Raw genomic sequence first — 16,429 nt, 5'->3', positions numbered from 1 at the left:
TCCTTAGAATAAAAAAAGACAAAAATTATGATGAATGAGTCATTGAATCTTTTTTTCGAGTCATACTATCTAAAAAAAGAACAAATATAATTCCAACTAACATCAAAACAAACGCTGAAATATCAATTGAATCAAAGTTATTGGGCAGTATATTTATTTCTTTTAGGATATAAGTTTTACCTCTAATCACTGTAGAATCAACAATCTGACGCCATGGCCATACTTTTTGTAACGCCCCTATCATTATTCCAGTTAAGTATGCCATGGTTATCTTTTCATACTTTGTGAGAAAATAACTTAAAACTCTAGAAAAGGAAGTTAGTCCTATGAATGCCCCACATGCAAAAACAATAATGATTTTTATATTTTCTAGTATGAATGGGTTTTTTACAGCACCAGTTACAAATTCATATTTTCCTAAAATAAGAAGAAGAAAAGAACCTGAAATCCCAGGTAAGATCATGGCCATTATGGCGATTATTCCACATAAGAAAATGAACCACATTTCTTCAGGGGTTTGTACAGGAATGAGGTTAACGATAAAATGAGCAGACAAGACTCCAAATACCAACCAAACAATTCTTTTGAAATCTCTCCAAATTTCACCATGTCTGCCTACGATAATGATTGAGGCCAAAATGAGGCCAAAAAACATTCCCCAAGTTGGGATCGCTTGTTCGCGCATGAGGTAATGCATAATTCTAGCTAGTCCAACGATTGAACAAAAGATTCCGGCCATTAAGGGTATGAGAAAGCCTAAATGTATTTGAGATAGGGCATCTTTTATCTGAAATTTCAGAAGTTTTGTTATAACCTCTTTATTTATTGATGTGATGGCATTTACTAGATTAGTATAGATTCCAGTGATAAAGGCAACTGTCCCACCTGAAACACCTGGGATAAGATCAGCGGCCCCCATACAGAGTCCTTTGGCCATAAGAATAAAAAATTCTTTTTTATTCTGTGGAGCCGGACCTCCGCTTAGGGTCTCTTTCCAAGATAATTCACTCATTGGGCACCTTGATCTTCATCTTTAAATGGCGTGTCTTCTATATCAACACTATGTTTGCATTTTGGACATTGTAATTGGTGTCCCCAACGTTTTGTAATTCTATCGACCATTAAAGGGTAACCACAACCTTCACAGTCATAAAGTCTTGGGGCACTCCATAATGCATTTTCGCAATTGGGATAGTTTGTACAACCGTAAAAGATTTTTCCATAACGGCTTTTCTTTTCAGCAAATTTGCCTTTATTACATTCCGGGCAAGTAACATTAATTGTGTATGGTAGTGTTGTATCGCATTTAGGATAATCCTCACATCGTACAAATCGTCCAAATTTTCCAGTTTTAACTTCTAATTTATTGCCACATGTAGGACATGGATCTCTAAAATATTCCTTAGGAATGATTGTAATTTTTCCATCAAGTTGTTTTTTGAAATCTTGAGTTGAGGTACAATCGGGATAATTAGAGCAGGCCAGGAATTGCCCGTTTCTTCCCCAGCGTATATGATATTCTCCATCCACACACTTTACGCATTTGACTCCGGTAGGGATTAATGTTTTTTTGAGGTTTTTCATTTCCTCTTTAGCTTTTTCTAATGTGATCTCAAAATCTTTCCAAAATTCTCTAAGAACTTTTTTATAGGCGATAGTCCCATCCTCAATCTTATCAAGGAGCTCTTCAACTCTTGCAGTAAAAGCGACATCCATGACTTCAGGAAAGCTTTCAACAAGCATTTTACAGACTACTATTCCGAGTTCTGTTGGAAGAAATCTATTCTCCGTTTTTTCGACATAACCTCTATCTTGAATATTTGATATAATTGAAGCGTAGGTAGATGGTCTTCCTATTCCTTTTTCTTCGAGAGTTTTAACGAGCGAAGCTTCATTGAATCTTGGAGGTGGACTTGTCCAATGTTCCTCTTCTTTAGGATCCTGTTTGGCCTTTAGTTTTTCCCCTTTTGAAATTTCAGGGAGAATGCCAGAATCTGATTTAGAATCGTCATTATCATCATCTTCATTCTTTTTCTTTTGTTTTTCAGCGGCAGCTTCCAAATAAATCGTTCTAAAACCTGGAAACTTAATAATAGAACCATTTGCTTTAAAAAAGTGATTATTGCAATTAAGAAGTACAGTTGTTTGATCGATAATTGCTTGAGACATCTGAGATGATATAAATTTATTCCAAATGAGTTCATAGAGTTTTTGCTGCTCTGGTTCTAAATCGCCTCGTACTTCGTCAGGTGTAAACATTAGGTTAGTAGGTCTAATGGCCTCGTGGGCATCTTGTACTTTATTAGAACCTTTCTTTTTGTAGTGAATAGGTTCATGGGATAAGAATTTAGGTCCGTATTTTTCCTTGATATACTCTCTTACTTTTCCTAAAGTTTCCGGTTCTGTCCTTACAGAATCGGTACGCATATAGGTGATAAGACCTTGTAGACCGTGATCACGAAGCTGTATACCCTCATACAGTTTTTGAGCAATCATCATTGTACGTTTTGCAGTAAACCCTAGTTTATTAGCGGCCTCTTGTTGCAATTTAGATGTTGTAAATGGTGGAGTAGGATTTTGCTTCCTTTCTTTTTTTATGACATCTTGGACATTATACATTTGTCCTTTTACGTTTTTTACTATCTCTAGAGCATCTTCTAATGTATTCAGATCTCTTTTTTTCTTTTCATCATCTCCAAAATATTTAATTTCAAACTGTTGTCCATTTTTTTCCATTTGGCCATGAATAGAAAACCATTGTTCGGCAATAAAAGCTTTAATTTCATCTTCTCTTTCAACAATAATTCTAAGAGCAACAGATTGGACGCGGCCAGCAGAAATCCCTCTTTGGATTTTATCCCAAAGAATTGGTGAAATTTTATAACCAACAAGTCTATCGAGAACTCTTCTTGTTTTTTGAGAGTCATACATTGGAAGGTTTAATTTTGTGGGATGTTCAATTGCATTTATTACAGCATTTTTTGTAACTGCATTAAAAACAACTCTGTAGATGTTTTTCTTTCTTCCAATTTCTTCGGCAATATGAAAAGCTATGGCCTCTCCCTCGCGGTCCATATCAGGAGCGAGGTAGATATTTGTAGCATCTCCGGCCAGTTCTTGGATCCTTTTAATCTTATCCCCTTTTCCAGAGATTGGAACAAGATCGATTTCAAAGTCATTTTTGATATCTACACCTAGCTTAGATTTGGGGAGATCTTTAATGTGACCATTGGATGCGACGACTTGATAGTCTCTACCTAGATATTTTTTAATTGTCTTGGCCTTCGAAGGGGACTCAACAACAACTAGGTCATATTTTCCTAAGGAACTTATGCTGGAGCTTTTTTTAACAGCTTTCTTAGTAGTTTTCTTAATAGCTTTTTTGGTAATTTTTTTCTTCTTAGCAACTTTCTTTGCGGACATTATCAACCTTTTAAGACATTAAATTCATCTTTTTACCCAACTCGCAACACAAATTCTTTGCGATTATGCGCCTGGGCGGAAATTTCGTGGAGATCTTAGATCATTGTTGATTAGTATTCAATAGCTCATCTATTTTTTCAATATCAAACTCTGTTAAACCGTAAGGATTTTCTTTTGAGTTGAGATTTTCATCAAGATATTTTTTTCCGATGTCTTTTTCTAAATCGTTCATTGACTCGAATGCGTTAGGATCTGACTTTGAGAGACCGCCTTCAAGATTATTAAGGTCTTGCTGTTCAAGTAATTTATCTTCATCAACCTGATAAGCGTCTAGTTGCTGCTCTGCAAGTTCAATTTGGTTCTCGATTTTTTCTAACGCGCGTAAATCTTTATCTTGATCACGAATAACTGATTTCTCTCTTTCTTGACGCTCAAGTTCATCTAATTCATCATCAGTAAGCTTCACCGAGTCAATCTTTTCGAGCAGATCGTTGTTGATATTATCTATATTGAGCTCGATATCAAGATCTTCTTGAGCTTTATTTTCGAGAGTTTTTATATCACTTAAAATAACCCCATTTCGGTTTCTATCAGATCTAATAGCTTCTTCTTTAGATTTAGATATTGATAAAGAACCAATTTCAATTTCATGGCGAGAATGGGTGACTAAGGCCGTTGCAAAATTATCCGTTAAGCTAACGATTGTAAGTTCACCAATTTTATAAGTAGGATCAACTGTAATTTTTCTGCCATTACTTCTATCTTCAAATGAATAAACATCAAAAACGTTTCCAATTTCAACTCCATCGGCCCGTCCCCTATCAAGGTAGAGTACATCTCCAAATGAACTCACATCCAAACCGGCCCGATAAGCGCCGACAATGGCCGCTTCAATTTTTTTACGATTAAAAGTTTTAAAGACTTTGTTAATTTTTGGAGTGTAAATCGTTACTCTGTCACCCCTTTGAATGACACCATTAACTTCAAAAAGTTCACATTCCCAAATATTATCGATCAGTTTTATAACCTTTAGCTGACCCTTTATAGTATAGCGGTATCCCCTTCTATCTGAAATTTCATGTTCAACTACACCCTCTGGTGAATAAATAGAAAAAAGATCCCCTGGTTTTGGCCCAACACTTTCATCAAAATCTACATAGACTTTGTTCGAGTTACTTAAATAAAGAGCTTCAGTACGAGCAAATGAAATTTTACCTAGATCCTGAACAACGTTAGTAGTGACAAAACTGTTCAGAGAAAAGCCTTCTTTAAAATCAAAAGTCACTCGAGATGTCTTATCAAATCCAGCATCATCATATGTTTCATCAGGTTCGAGGATGACGATCTCTGTAACAGGAGGTTCATATTTTTGATATTCTCTGTTTAAATATTGTTTAGATACTTCAAATAAATCATCATAGGTTTCTTCAGATGCATATTGAAAAAATGTCCCTTGATTAACAAGTTTATCTCTTTCATCAACCCATCTTGGTTTAGCACTATCTCCAAAATCAGCAAAATCTATTTTTTTAATATCTTTAATATTTTGATCTGTGGCAAATTTTCCGACTGTCACAGATGGTGGTCTATCAAAATCTCCAGTACTGAAAACAAGCTCCATTCCAGGTTCAATTTGGTGTGGGTTAGTAATATAAGGGTTTAACGACCATATTTTTGAGTAGTAAAAACCAGATCCAAAGAGTTGTTTAGCTATTTTCCATAGCCAATCTCCCTCTTGTACAATGTATTTCCCCTCTTTAGAAGTTACAGCAATTTCTGCCCATTCATCACTTGGAATTTTTCCTTCAACAAATTTCGCCATTTCAAGTAATTTCGCCTCTTCTTCTCCCAAATCAAATATTACGGCCTTCTTTTTAAGTTTTTTTGCTGTCTGTTCATCATTAACTATAAGTTTTTTTTCTTCGCCTTTTTCATTAAGTAATTCATTTAGTTCATTATCTGATGTTTCTTCCTCTTTCACACCAGTGTCTTGGATATCTTTTCTCAATTCGGCAAGTTCATTTTCCTCATCTACACTTTCAAACTCACTAACATCCATATCAGTTTTTGGTAGTGGATCTTCAACTGTCATATCTTTGGCCAGGACATCATCTTCAGATTCTTCAAATAGTTTCATATTATCAAGATCCTGTGCTAACAAAATCTTAGATAAAAATATCAACATGATTGCAAGAATGCGTAGTTTATTCAAAATCTAACCTTCTTGTTTGTCATACCCAAAGAGATCATGCAAGATTGAGTAGTATTTTTGTTGTTTACTAGCTAAATTTAGCTTTTCACTACATACAACTAATCTTCCTAAAACTTTAAAAATCACTGATGAAAAAGCATATTTCATAACGATTTCTTCATATATTTGCATTGATAAATCATATTCTTTTTGTTGAAAAAGAATTTCTCCCAACAAAAATTTTGCTCTAACTTTAATTTGAATTAAAGGCGAGGCCTCCATTTCTCTAAGCAAAATTAGTGCTTCATTATATTTCGCCTCACCAACTAGTTCTTCTGCCTTCAAAATATTTCTGACATGAGATTCGACTGTTTCATCTTCAACTAATTCTCTTAATATTCCTGAATTACTTGTGCTTAGGTCCATTGCCTTTTTTTCAACAGTTGGAAAAACGTCAACTGTTTCTATTAACTGTGCAGGGCCCTTGGCCTCATTGAGATCAGACATAATATTTTGTTGGTTTGAAACACTTGAGTCCATTTCCATTTCGAAATTTTTTATTTCAGGATCGTTTGGGTTAACATCTTTATATTTTTTTAAAAGGGCCAGATATTTTGATCTGACATCTGATGGTTCATTCTCTGTATTACTTACTACTTCTGCAGATTGATTTGAACCAACTTGAGTACTTTTACTTTCTTCTTTTTTGGGTTCATCTTTGCCTTTTCTTGAAATCATTGAACAAGAGAATAGTAATGTATATGGAAGTAAATAAATAAGAGCTACTTTAACTGCTTTGAGTAACATCCTTGTCTCCCTTGAGGTCATCCTGACCTGATAAAAAATACCTTTTTTCTCAGATTATCTTTGAAAAAGGAAAATTCATCTTATATTAATTCTAATTCAAGCTGGGCCCAAGTCAATAACTAATCGATATGAGGTTTAATTATGTCCAACAATATTTTCAAATTTACGATTAGAGTCCCAAAAAGCCAGTCGGCCTTTACATATTTTCAACTTGAATCAAATGAAGGTTTATGTTTTTACTCAACTTTGGAAGAGTCACTTGGTAAGTTATACCGAGATATAGAAATCTGCGGACCGATTGAATTTAAAGATGAGGTAAATAGGTTGTTAGACTTCTTAGGTAAGCAGTACACGATCACAAAAATTTGAACATATTCATTTTAAGTATTTTGTTCTAGCAAATTGCACTGAGTCACGTGCATATAATTAAAATTTGACGAGAGTAGCTCAATTCAGGTATTAATTCTCTAGGTTCAGGAGAAAAATTGAAAAAACAAACACAATCTTTTTTTACACATACTACAATCCTCCCATCTTGGTGGTGGAAATTAGTTATTTATGGGTGAGAGTTTGTTTTAATCAGCATGATAAATTTTTAAAACATAACCAGGCCCACTAATTTAGTGGGCCTTTTTTTTGAGGTAAAAATGATAATTGTACTTAGACCAGAAGTTGAGATGCAACAGGCAGAAATCATTTTAAAAAAAATAGAAGATAAGGGACTAAAACCATTATGTATGCCAGGAATTGAACGAATTGTGCTGGGTGCAATTGGTGATGAAAGAATCCTGCAATCATTAAATTTAGAAGCTGACCCTGCTGTAGAAGAATTGCGCCCCATCCTATCGAAATACAAACTCGTCAGTAAAGAATTTCACTCACATGAAAAAATAGTGAAAATTGGATCTACTAAATTTGGAGGAGGACACCTGGGGATAATCGCTGGCCCTTGTGGGATTGAAACCTTAGTTCAAGCATTGGATTCAGCAGAATATATAAACGAAACCGGAGTAACATGTTTTCGAGCTGGAATTTTTAAACCTCGTACTTCACCCTACTCTTTTCAAGGCCTGGGGCTAGAGGGTTTAAGTATTTTAAATGAAATCAAAAAACAATACAACATGTCTATTGTTTCCGAAGTTATAGAAACAAAAGATATAGAACTCATTTATGAACATGTGGATGCTTATCAAATTGGTGCCCGAAATATGCAAAACTACAGATTATTAGAGGCCATGGGAAAAACTAATAAACCAGTTGTTCTCAAAAGGGGTATGTCTGCTACTGTTGAGGAATTTCTCCTTGCAGCTGAATATATTTACAATGCTGGAAATGATCAAATTATTCTTTGTGAAAGAGGGATAAGAACTTTTGAAACAACAACCCGAAATACGCTTGATTTAAACTCTGTGGCCTATATAAAAGAAAAAAGTCAACTTCCAATAATTGTCGATCCAAGTCATGGAACAGGAGTTAGAAATTTAGTTAATCCACTAACCAAAGCGGCCATAGCGGTTGGTGCAGATGGTATCATTGTAGAAACACATCCTAACCCTGAAGTAGCTCTATCAGATGGTAAACAGTCTTTGTATCCACAACAATTTAAACAATTAATTCGAGAAATTTCACAAATTTCAACAATTTTTGGAAAAACCTTATGATTAGTGAAATAAATCTAGGCAAAATGACAAGCATTAACCTACAAATTGATTGTATTGTTGATCCAGTCATTTTTTTTAATAAATTTTCAATGTCTAAAAATACACTGCTTTTGATGAGTTCTGAAATTGATTCTAAGAAAAAGCAAGAAAGTCTTATGATTCTTGAAAGTGCTGTAAAAATAGTTGCCCATGATAGGCTTATTAGTGTCATTGCTCTAACTGAAAATGGTAAAGATTTACTAACTCATTTGTTGAATATATTTTCAGAAACTGAAATCAGCAAAGTATCTCAAGATGAAATCCAAATCAAATTTGAATCTCAAACAGATTCAAAAATTTCAGAAGATGAAAGATTAAGATGTGAAGGGCCATTTAGTATTGTCAGAAAAATAATTGCTTCAATTGATTGTCTTGAAAGCAAGAGTGATCTTTTCTTAGGTGGAAATTTTTCATATGATTTTATAGAAACATTTGAAAAACTAGCACCTGTCAGTAAAAGCGAAACATCATGTCCATACTTTACTCTATACGTTGCACAACTGATGGCCAAAGTAGATCATTCAACAGGCAAATCAAAATTACAGACATGCTTGTTTGGAGGAAAATCATATACTCGAAGTTTTCATGAATATTCTCGAAAAATGGGTGAAATTAAAAAGAGTTATGGCCAATTGAGTAAAAAGGAATTTGATAACACAACATTTCCGGAATCTAATTCTTTTAATTACGAAATGAATATATCAGATGAAGAATTTGCAAAACATGTATCGAATATAAAGCAAAAAATTATTGAAGGAGACATTTTTCAAGCTGTATTATCACGAACTTTTAAAATGTCCTGTAATAATGCATTAAAATGTTTTCGAAACTTGATTGGTATAAATCCAGGGCCTTATATGTTTTATATGAATGATGATGATTTTGAACTTTTCGGGTCATCTCCAGAGAGTGCTTTAAAATTCTTAGCAAAAGAAAGAAGTATTCATATTTATCCAATTGCAGGAACCAGAAGAAGAGGCCTTAAGGAAGATGGAACGATTGATTTAGACTTAGATGGCCGGCACGAACTTGAACTTAGAATGTGTGAAAAAGAAGTCGCAGAGCATATGATGTTAGTCGATCTGGCCAGAAATGATGTCGCGAAAATTTCCCAAACAGGTACTCGCTTTGTTTCACCATTGATGAAAGTAGATCGTTATAGTCGAGTCATGCACCTCGTTTCTCAAGTGAATGGTATTTTAAAAGAAGACCTTGATGCTTTACATGCTTATCAGGCAACAATGAATATGGGAACATTGACAGGTGCTCCAAAGATTTCAGCGATAAATATCGTAAGAAATATTGAAAAACAAGAACGAGGCCCATATGGAGGGGCCGTTGGCTACATTACAGGTGAGGGCAATTTTGATACTTGTATTGTTATTCGTTCAGCATTTGTAAAAAATAAAATGGCCTATGTGCAAGCTGGTGCTGGAGTAGTTTATGATTCAGATCCAATGGCCGAAGCTATGGAGACAAAAGATAAGGCACATGCGGTAATTAAAGCAATTCAACTAAGTGAGGATCAATATGAGTAATGTTAATAAGGTTATAATGATAGATAACTTTGATTCATTTTCTTACAACTTAGTAGATCAAATTCGTGCTTCAAATACTTTAGTTGATATATACAGAAATAATATCGAAATGGATGTCTTAGACAAGGCCATTAACTCTCATTTGGGTAAGATGGCATTAGTGTTATCTCCAGGGCCAGGAAATCCTCAAAGTGCTGGTAATTTACTTCCTATAATTGATAAATATCTTGGAAAAATCCCGATGATAGGGATATGCCTTGGCCATCAAGCATTAATTCAGGCCTATGGTGGTAAAGTGATCAAATCAAACAAAGTCGTTCATGGAAAAACTTCCATATTAAATTTAAGTGACCATCCATTATTTCGAGGTTTGGGAAAAACAGAAACAATCGGTCGCTATCATTCATTACAGGGAAGTGAAATTCCTTGTGAACTTGATGTTCTATCCTCAGTTGATGATATACCAATGATAGTATTCGACAAAAAAAAGAAAGTTATAGGGTTTCAATTTCACCCTGAGTCTATTATGACTATACATGGTAAAACATTTTTATCGAATGCCCTTAATTTTCTTTTCATATAAAAGAGGAGTTCAATTGAAAGAGATTCTAGAAAAACTATATGACGGAAATAACTTATCTATTTTTGAATCCCAAAGAATTTTCAAAGAAATACTGGCCGGTCAAGTTGATCCCATTATCATTAGTTCAATTTTAACAGCATTTCGTGTAAAAAAAGAAACTGATAAAGAAATTACTGGAGCGGCACTAGAAATCTTGGCCGCAGCAGAACTCTACCCTATTCTCTCTGAACCTGTTGGAGATATCGTTGGAACAGGAGGAGATCATTCAGACACGATTAACGTATCGACATTATCTTCGATTACGGCCGCGGCCCTTGGAGTAAAGATGGCCAAACATGGGAATAGAAGCGTATCTTCAAAATGTGGTTCTTTTGATTTATTAGAGGCCCTCAATGTGAATTTTATGAAAGGCCCAAGAGAACTCAAATCTGATCTTGAAGAAGTTGGAATTTGTTTTTTATTTGCTCCTTTATTTCACAAAAGTTTTAAACATGTTATGCCTGTCAGAACGATGTTGAAAACAAGAACCATCTTCAATATTTTAGGGCCATTGGTTAACCCAGTTAGGCCAACGTATCAAATGGTTGGAGTTTATTCGAAAGAGCTTTTAACTCCTATTGCAGGAGTCTTAAATGAAATAGGACCCGAACATGCGTTAGTCATCCATGGTAATGGTCTCGATGAAATTTCTCCAAATGGTGAAACATTAGCTATTGAAGTAAAACAAGGAAGTTGCAAACCTTTTACACTCTCTCCAAAAACATTTGGTTTTGCAGAATTTTCCATTGAAGAAATTAAAGGTGGAGACAAACAAAGGAACTTGGAGAAATCACTTTTAATTTTAGATGGAAAAGGGAGTGAAGGACAAAAGAAAATGATAGCAATGAATGTTTCTCCACTGCTTGTTATGGCCAGTAAAGCAAAAGATTATAAAAGCGCATCACATATGGCGATGGATATGCTAAGTACAGATGAACCAATGAAAGTAATTAAGAGGCTAGCACAAAGAAAATGAAGAAAAATATCCTAAGTACCATTGTTGAACATAAAAAAATAGAAAATGAGCTTGCAAAAAAATCGTTTTCATTAGATTTTCTTAAAAGTAATTGTAAGAAAACAAATGACCTCTTCTATCAAATTCTATCGATAAAAAAAACCCACTTTATTTTAGAGTGTAAAAAAGGATCACCTTCAAGAGGAATTATAAATCCCAATTATAATCCTGTTGAAAGTGTAAAGGTATACAACCAATATGCTAGTGCTATAAGTGTTCTAACCGATGAAAAATTTTTCTTTGGAAGTTTCAACGATCTTAAATTAGTAAGAGAAGTGACTACTTTGCCAATTTTGTGTAAAGACTTTGTCATCGATGAATATACAATTTATCGTGCTCGTTTTCATGGGGCCGATGCTATACTTTTGATTCTAGAGATATTAACAGATGAAGAATATCTTAATCTGAGCTCAATTGCACACGAACTTGGGATGGGGGTTCTCACTGAGATTGCGACTGAGCAACAAGCATTAAGGGCCAATCAATTAGGTTCAAAAGTGGTTGGAATTAACAACAGGAATCTTAAGGATTTCACAATTGACTTAAAGAAATGTGAAAGGCTAGCAAAACTTCTAACAAATTCTCCGGTTGTTATTAGTGAATCAGGAATTTCCAATCACGCACAGATTAAAGAAAATAAAATTAAAGCAGATGGTTTTCTTATTGGAACTTCTCTCATGAAAGAAAGTAATCTAGATTATGCCTGTAGGTCTTTAATTTATGGGAAAAACAAAGTATGCGGAATAACTTCTTCTGAAATATTAGCTGCAGTTTACGAAGCAGGGGCAGCCTATGCGGGAATCAATTTTATTAAAACTTCTCCTCGTTTTGTAGAAATTTCAAAGGCGATTGAAATAACCAAAAACTCCCCCCTTCCTATTGTTGGAATATTTTGTAATCAAAGCATTGAAGAGATTAAAAAAGTTATTGAGAATGTTCCTCTTCAAGTTGTACAACTGCATGGAGATGAAAATGAATCTTATATCCATGAACTTAAAAACCAGCTTCCAAATGATTGTAAAATATGGAAGGCGATCTCTGCTGATCAAATAGACCTCCTCAATTTAGTGGATGTTGAAATTTTTGTCATTGATTCAAGAAAACTTGGTCAATTTGGCGGAACCGGTACGACATTTGACTGGTCAATTTTAAATAATCTTCCAAAAGAAAAAATTCTGCTCGCCGGTGGGATAGGCCCCGCAAACGTGAAAGAGGCCTCTCAAATTGGTTGTGTAGGACTTGATCTCAATTCAAAATTGGAAAATGATGACGGACTTAAAGATCTTGATAAAATAAAAGAAACTTTTAAACAAATTATTAATTACTGAGTATTTATGAAAACATTATTAGATCCTTTCTATGGTGAATTTGGGGGAATGTTTGTTCCTCAAATTCTGATTCCCTCTCTAATTGAACTTGAACAAGCGTTTGTGAAATGTAAAGATGATCCGAAATTTAACCAAGAATTTTCAGATTTACTTTCAAAATACGCAGGAAGGCCAACTCCTTTAACCCTTTGTCGTAATCTGTCCAGAGGCACAAAAACTAAAATATATCTTAAACGCGAAGATTTACTTCATGGAGGGGCCCATAAAACCAATCAAGTTATAGGCCAGGCCTTATTATGTAAATACATGGGAAAAAATGAAATCATAGCAGAAACTGGCGCTGGACAACATGGAGTAGCGACGGCGATGATTTGTGCTTTAATGAATATTAAATGTCGTATTTATATGGGAGAAGTCGATTGCAAAAGGCAAGAGCCAAACCTATTTAGGATGCGTCTTCTTGGAGCTGAAGTTATTCCAGTGACAAGTGGTAGTGCGACTTTAAAAGATGCATGTAATGAGGCCTTAAGAGATTGGAGCTTAAACTACCCTACTGCTCATTATTTATTAGGTACGGCCGCAGGTCCCCATCCTTTCCCAAAAATTGTGTGTCATTTTCAAAAGATTATTGGAGAAGAAGCAAAACAGCAAATTCTCTCTGAAGAAGGAAAGTTACCTGATGCTGTCATCGCTTGTGTTGGAGGAGGGTCAAATGCAATTGGAATTTTCAATGATTTTCTCTCTGATGAAGATGTAAAACTTATTGGAGTTGAGCCTGCAGGTAAAGGTCTAGAAACAAATATGCATGGGGCACCAATATATAATAATCAAAAAGGTATTTTTTTTGGAATGCATTCATTTCTTATGCAAGAACATGATGGACAAATAAAGGAATCCTATTCCATTTCAGCAGGGTTAGACTTTCCATCTGTAGGCCCACAGCATGCATATCTGGCCCAGACAGGAAGGGCAACTTATACATCTGTAACAGATGATGAAGCACTTGGTGCTTTTCAGTCTCTTTGTAGACATGAGGGAATAATTCCGGCACTAGAGTCTTCCCATGCTTTAGCTTATGCCTTAAAACTTATGTATGAAGATCCTACGAAAGAACAAATTTTTGTTGTTAATATTTCAGGGCGTGGAGATAAAGATCTCTCTACAGTGAATCAATATCTTAAAAAATGAGTTAAAAATGAATAGATATGAAAAATTAAAAACGAATAATAAAAAAGTTTTTATACCTTTTGTCACTTTAGGTGATCCAAACCCTGAGCTTTCATTTGAGATTATTCAGTTTCTCATTCAAAATGGTGCTGATGCTTTGGAATTAGGACTTCCTTTTTCTGATCCTGTTGCGGATGGAGTTGTTATTCAGGATGCCAATCAGCGAGCTTTAAAAGCTAATACATTTACCAAAGACGCCTTTAGAATTATTGAAAAAATTCGTTCAAAGTATCCAGAAATTCCAATTGGCTTACTGAGCTATTGTAATCTAGCGACTGGTTTTGGGGTTGATCAATTTTTCAAAGAACTTTCTCGAATTGGAGTGGATTCAATTTTGTTTGCAGATCTGCCCATTGAGATGGGTGATTTTTTTAATTATCATTTTTCAAAAAATAATATTTCAAAGGTACTTTTAGCTCCTCCAAATGCAGATCATTCAACTCTTGAATATATTGCTAAAAATTCTGAGGGATATATTTATCTTGTTGGAAGAAGCGGAGTAACGGGGGTAAATCTTAAAACAACAATTGATTTAAGTTCAAATATATCTGAGCTTAAAAAATTTGGGATACCAGTTTATCAAGGTTTTGGAATTTCGGGTAAGAAAGATGTAGAAAAAGCAATTGAAAGTGGTGCTGATGGAGTCATTGTAGGTTCAGCGATTGTAAAAATTATTGCTGAAAATTTTTCAAATAAAGATGACCTTTTTACGAATCTTAAAGGATTGGTTTGTGAAATAAAATCTGCAACATTCTAGATTTATTTTACAATAGAGGAGTATCGTTTCATGGCGATCAATATCAAAATTGTCGACAAGTATGATGAAGAAATTTTTAAGAATTTAGTCGATAAAAATTTAAAAAGTCAAGGTATATTTCTCTCTCCAAAAGATGTTGAAACTACGGGTGATGAAGAATTTGAAATTAAAAGAAAAAAAATAAATATTGCGGCATTTGATGGAGAAAATCTGATTGGTCTTTCGACAGGAGAATCTGTAAAAAAAAATAGGTTCTCAATGCAAATATCTTTAGTAGAAAAGGAATACAGAGGAAGAGGAATTTATCAAGAAATGTTGAAACTTATGTTAAAAGAAACTAAAGGTTTTGATGAAATCGAGTCAAACCATCAACTTTTCAATAACAAAATAATTGCAATAAAATTAAAGTATGGATTTCACATTATTGGTATTGAGCAAAGCATTTTCGTGGGGCCAAGAATTACCATGAGACTTTATAATAATAAAAATATATACGATCTAATGAGATTTCGAGTTGGACTTATCGATAAAAGTACAACAGTATAATTTTTTAAAAGAAAAACAAAAATATTAAAAAAATCCGATTAAAAATTATCTCAATTGAGTACATTTACTCATAGAATTTTTTTTAAGTTTTTCTGCATCAGTTGTAAACTTCACATATATTGGGAAATGATCAGAAAATCCAGCATTTTTAGAAGTCGTTGCACCAAAATTATAGCTTTTTGGAGTATTCATTATTTTTGTCCCGTAAGCAGGATCTTGTCTATCTCTATATTTGAAAGATTTGGTAATAAAATCCGGAGCATAAATATGGTAACTTTCAAGATCAATATCCAATCCTTTACCATCAAGAAGATTTTCATTTACAAAGAAACGATCAAGATAGTTCCAGACCATATCTCGATAAAAGAAATATGTTCCACGGGGCATTCGTTTTTTCCACTCTTCAGAAACAAAATCACTAGACATATAACAGTGATGGACATCTCTTAAGAAATCACCTGGAAAAAAAACTGTTTTAAAAGGATGAGGGTGATCGTCGTCTACTGTATTAAAGTCTCCTGTGAGGATGATTAATCTCTCAGGATCTTGTGCTTGTAGATTCTGAATTACTTTCTTTAATTTGGTCGCTGCAATAACCCTGGTTTGATCAGGGTTTCCCTGAGAGGGCCAGTGGTTTACAAAAATGGTTAATTTATGTTTATTTTCAATTAAAAAATCGACTTGCAAAACATCTCTTGTTGGCTTTCTTTCGAAGTAATTTCCACTTAATCGCAATTCTTGATAATTCACAAGTTGAGCATTTTCTCCTTTATAAAAAAGTGCAACATCTATTCCTCGTTGGTCTGGCCCATTTGTAATAAGAAACTTATTTCCATACCCTAACCTCTTGGCCAGCATATTGGCGACACCTTGAGATTCATTTTGAGTATCTTTGATTGGTTTGTCAGGCCTATTACCTTCAACCTCTGTAATTGCCAAGAAGTCAGGAAGCTGCGCAGAGCGAGACTTGATAACTCTAACAATTTGATTAAGTTTGATTTCAAGTTTTTCATGTGTCCAATTAGTTGATAAACATTCTTTTGAACGAAATTTACTTTTAATGGCCAGGCAATGTTCTTTTTTTTCAGGGTAATCTTTTGGTAGAAAAGTCCAATCATTCTTGGCATTATCATGAGTAAGATCAAAAAGATTTTCTACATTGTAGGCCATAAATTCATAAGAATTGGCGAAAATTTTATGTTGAACAGAAAAAAATAAAATAAAAATTAGAATTGATTTTTTTTTCAAAGTCCATCCTCCCTGAGAAACCTCTAG

General features: G+C 34.2%; 14 protein-coding genes. 9 read left to right on the top strand and 5 right to left on the bottom strand.

What is annotated here, in order from left to right:
- Positions 1 to 25: 25 nt before the first annotated feature.
- The 4 genes from H6622_14530 to H6622_14515 all read right to left on the bottom strand — a co-directional run bounded on the left by H6622_14530 (position 26) and on the right by H6622_14515 (position 6,421).
- Positions 26 to 1,012: a DUF368 domain-containing protein gene (locus H6622_14530; protein MCB9062737.1), complete on the bottom strand. Its 987-nt coding sequence runs from the start codon at positions 1,010 to 1,012 to the stop codon at positions 26 to 28.
- Positions 1,009 to 3,423: a type I DNA topoisomerase gene (topA, locus tag H6622_14525; protein ID MCB9062736.1), complete on the bottom strand. Its 2,415-nt coding sequence runs from the start codon at positions 3,421 to 3,423 to the stop codon at positions 1,009 to 1,011. Before topA ends, H6622_14530 begins: the two co-directional genes overlap by 4 nt.
- A gap of 100 nt (positions 3,424 to 3,523) precedes the next feature.
- A complete protein-coding gene (locus H6622_14520; GenBank protein MCB9062735.1) occupies positions 3,524 to 5,635 on the bottom strand; it encodes a LysM peptidoglycan-binding domain-containing protein in 2,112 nt (703 codons plus the stop codon).
- 3 nt (positions 5,636 to 5,638) lie between these two features.
- Entirely contained in the window at positions 5,639 to 6,421 is a 783-nt protein-coding gene (locus tag H6622_14515; GenBank protein MCB9062734.1) for a hypothetical protein, read from the bottom strand.
- Positions 6,422 to 6,562: 141 nt separating this feature from the next.
- Here H6622_14515 and H6622_14510 point away from each other — a divergent pair, with 141 nt between their 5' ends.
- The 9 genes from H6622_14510 to H6622_14470 all read left to right on the top strand — a co-directional run bounded on the left by H6622_14510 (position 6,563) and on the right by H6622_14470 (position 15,154).
- On the top strand, positions 6,563 to 6,790 hold the full coding sequence (locus tag H6622_14510; protein MCB9062733.1) for a hypothetical protein: 228 nt from the start codon (positions 6,563 to 6,565) through the stop codon (positions 6,788 to 6,790).
- Positions 6,791 to 7,068: 278 nt separating this feature from the next.
- Entirely contained in the window at positions 7,069 to 8,082 is a 1,014-nt protein-coding gene (aroF, locus tag H6622_14505) for a 3-deoxy-7-phosphoheptulonate synthase (protein MCB9062732.1), read from the top strand.
- Positions 8,079 to 9,659 carry an anthranilate synthase component 1 gene (locus H6622_14500; protein ID MCB9062731.1) on the top strand — a complete coding sequence of 527 codons (1,581 nt, stop codon included), beginning with the start codon at positions 8,079 to 8,081 and terminating at the stop codon, positions 9,657 to 9,659. The genes aroF and H6622_14500 overlap by 4 nt, the downstream gene beginning before the upstream one ends.
- Complete coding sequence (locus H6622_14495; protein MCB9062730.1) at positions 9,652 to 10,242, top strand: aminodeoxychorismate/anthranilate synthase component II; 591 nt, start codon at positions 9,652 to 9,654, stop codon at positions 10,240 to 10,242. Before H6622_14500 ends, H6622_14495 begins: the two co-directional genes overlap by 8 nt.
- 13 nt (positions 10,243 to 10,255) lie before the next feature.
- Entirely contained in the window at positions 10,256 to 11,257 is a 1,002-nt protein-coding gene (gene trpD / locus H6622_14490) for an anthranilate phosphoribosyltransferase (protein ID MCB9062729.1), read from the top strand.
- Complete coding sequence (gene trpCF, locus H6622_14485) at positions 11,254 to 12,624, top strand: bifunctional indole-3-glycerol-phosphate synthase TrpC/phosphoribosylanthranilate isomerase TrpF (GenBank protein MCB9062728.1); 1,371 nt, start codon at positions 11,254 to 11,256, stop codon at positions 12,622 to 12,624. The genes trpD and trpCF overlap by 4 nt, the downstream gene beginning before the upstream one ends.
- Before the next feature lie 6 nt (positions 12,625 to 12,630).
- The gene (gene trpB / locus H6622_14480) at positions 12,631 to 13,812 is read left to right on the top strand and encodes a tryptophan synthase subunit beta (GenBank protein ID MCB9062727.1); all 1,182 of its coding nucleotides are present in this window, start codon (positions 12,631 to 12,633) and stop codon (positions 13,810 to 13,812) included.
- Positions 13,813 to 13,819: 7 nt separating this feature from the next.
- Positions 13,820 to 14,608: a tryptophan synthase subunit alpha gene (trpA, locus tag H6622_14475; protein ID MCB9062726.1), complete on the top strand. Its 789-nt coding sequence runs from the start codon at positions 13,820 to 13,822 to the stop codon at positions 14,606 to 14,608.
- Between the two features lie 30 nt (positions 14,609 to 14,638).
- Complete coding sequence (locus H6622_14470; GenBank protein MCB9062725.1) at positions 14,639 to 15,154, top strand: hypothetical protein; 516 nt, start codon at positions 14,639 to 14,641, stop codon at positions 15,152 to 15,154.
- A gap of 45 nt (positions 15,155 to 15,199) precedes the next feature.
- On the opposite strand, the gene H6622_14465 is transcribed toward H6622_14470, so the two are convergent.
- Positions 15,200 to 16,402 carry a hypothetical protein gene (locus H6622_14465; protein MCB9062724.1) on the bottom strand — a complete coding sequence of 401 codons (1,203 nt, stop codon included), beginning with the start codon at positions 16,400 to 16,402 and terminating at the stop codon, positions 15,200 to 15,202.
- Positions 16,403 to 16,429 lie beyond the last annotated feature (27 nt).

The organism is Halobacteriovoraceae bacterium (assembly GCA_020635115.1).
Taxonomy (GTDB): Bacteria; Bdellovibrionota; Bacteriovoracia; order Bacteriovoracales; family Bacteriovoracaceae; genus JACKAK01.
Note: the sequence above shows the minus strand (reverse complement) of the source record. Positions and strands in the feature narration are given on the sequence as shown.

What these genes read in the sequence shown, in the direction of transcription:
- H6622_14510 (MCB9062733.1), top strand. Translation starts at nt 6,563, where the DNA reads ATGTCCAACAATATTTTCAAATTTACGATTAGAGTCCCAAAAAGCCAG.
- H6622_14500 (MCB9062731.1), top strand. Translation starts at nt 8,079, where the DNA reads ATGATTAGTGAAATAAATCTAGGCAAAATGACAAGCATTAACCTACAA.
- H6622_14495 (MCB9062730.1), top strand. Translation starts at nt 9,652, where the DNA reads ATGAGTAATGTTAATAAGGTTATAATGATAGATAACTTTGATTCATTT.
- H6622_14470 (MCB9062725.1), top strand. Translation starts at nt 14,639, where the DNA reads ATGGCGATCAATATCAAAATTGTCGACAAGTATGATGAAGAAATTTTT.
- trpA (MCB9062726.1), top strand. Translation starts at nt 13,820, where the DNA reads ATGAATAGATATGAAAAATTAAAAACGAATAATAAAAAAGTTTTTATA.
- H6622_14530 (MCB9062737.1), bottom strand. Translation starts at nt 1,012, where the DNA reads ATGAGTGAATTATCTTGGAAAGAGACCCTAAGCGGAGGTCCGGCTCCA.
- trpB (MCB9062727.1), top strand. Translation starts at nt 12,631, where the DNA reads ATGAAAACATTATTAGATCCTTTCTATGGTGAATTTGGGGGAATGTTT.
- H6622_14515 (MCB9062734.1), bottom strand. Translation starts at nt 6,421, where the DNA reads ATGTTACTCAAAGCAGTTAAAGTAGCTCTTATTTATTTACTTCCATAT.
- aroF (MCB9062732.1), top strand. Translation starts at nt 7,069, where the DNA reads ATGATAATTGTACTTAGACCAGAAGTTGAGATGCAACAGGCAGAAATC.
- topA (MCB9062736.1), bottom strand. Translation starts at nt 3,423, where the DNA reads ATGTCCGCAAAGAAAGTTGCTAAGAAGAAAAAAATTACCAAAAAAGCT.
- trpCF (MCB9062728.1), top strand. Translation starts at nt 11,254, where the DNA reads ATGAAGAAAAATATCCTAAGTACCATTGTTGAACATAAAAAAATAGAA.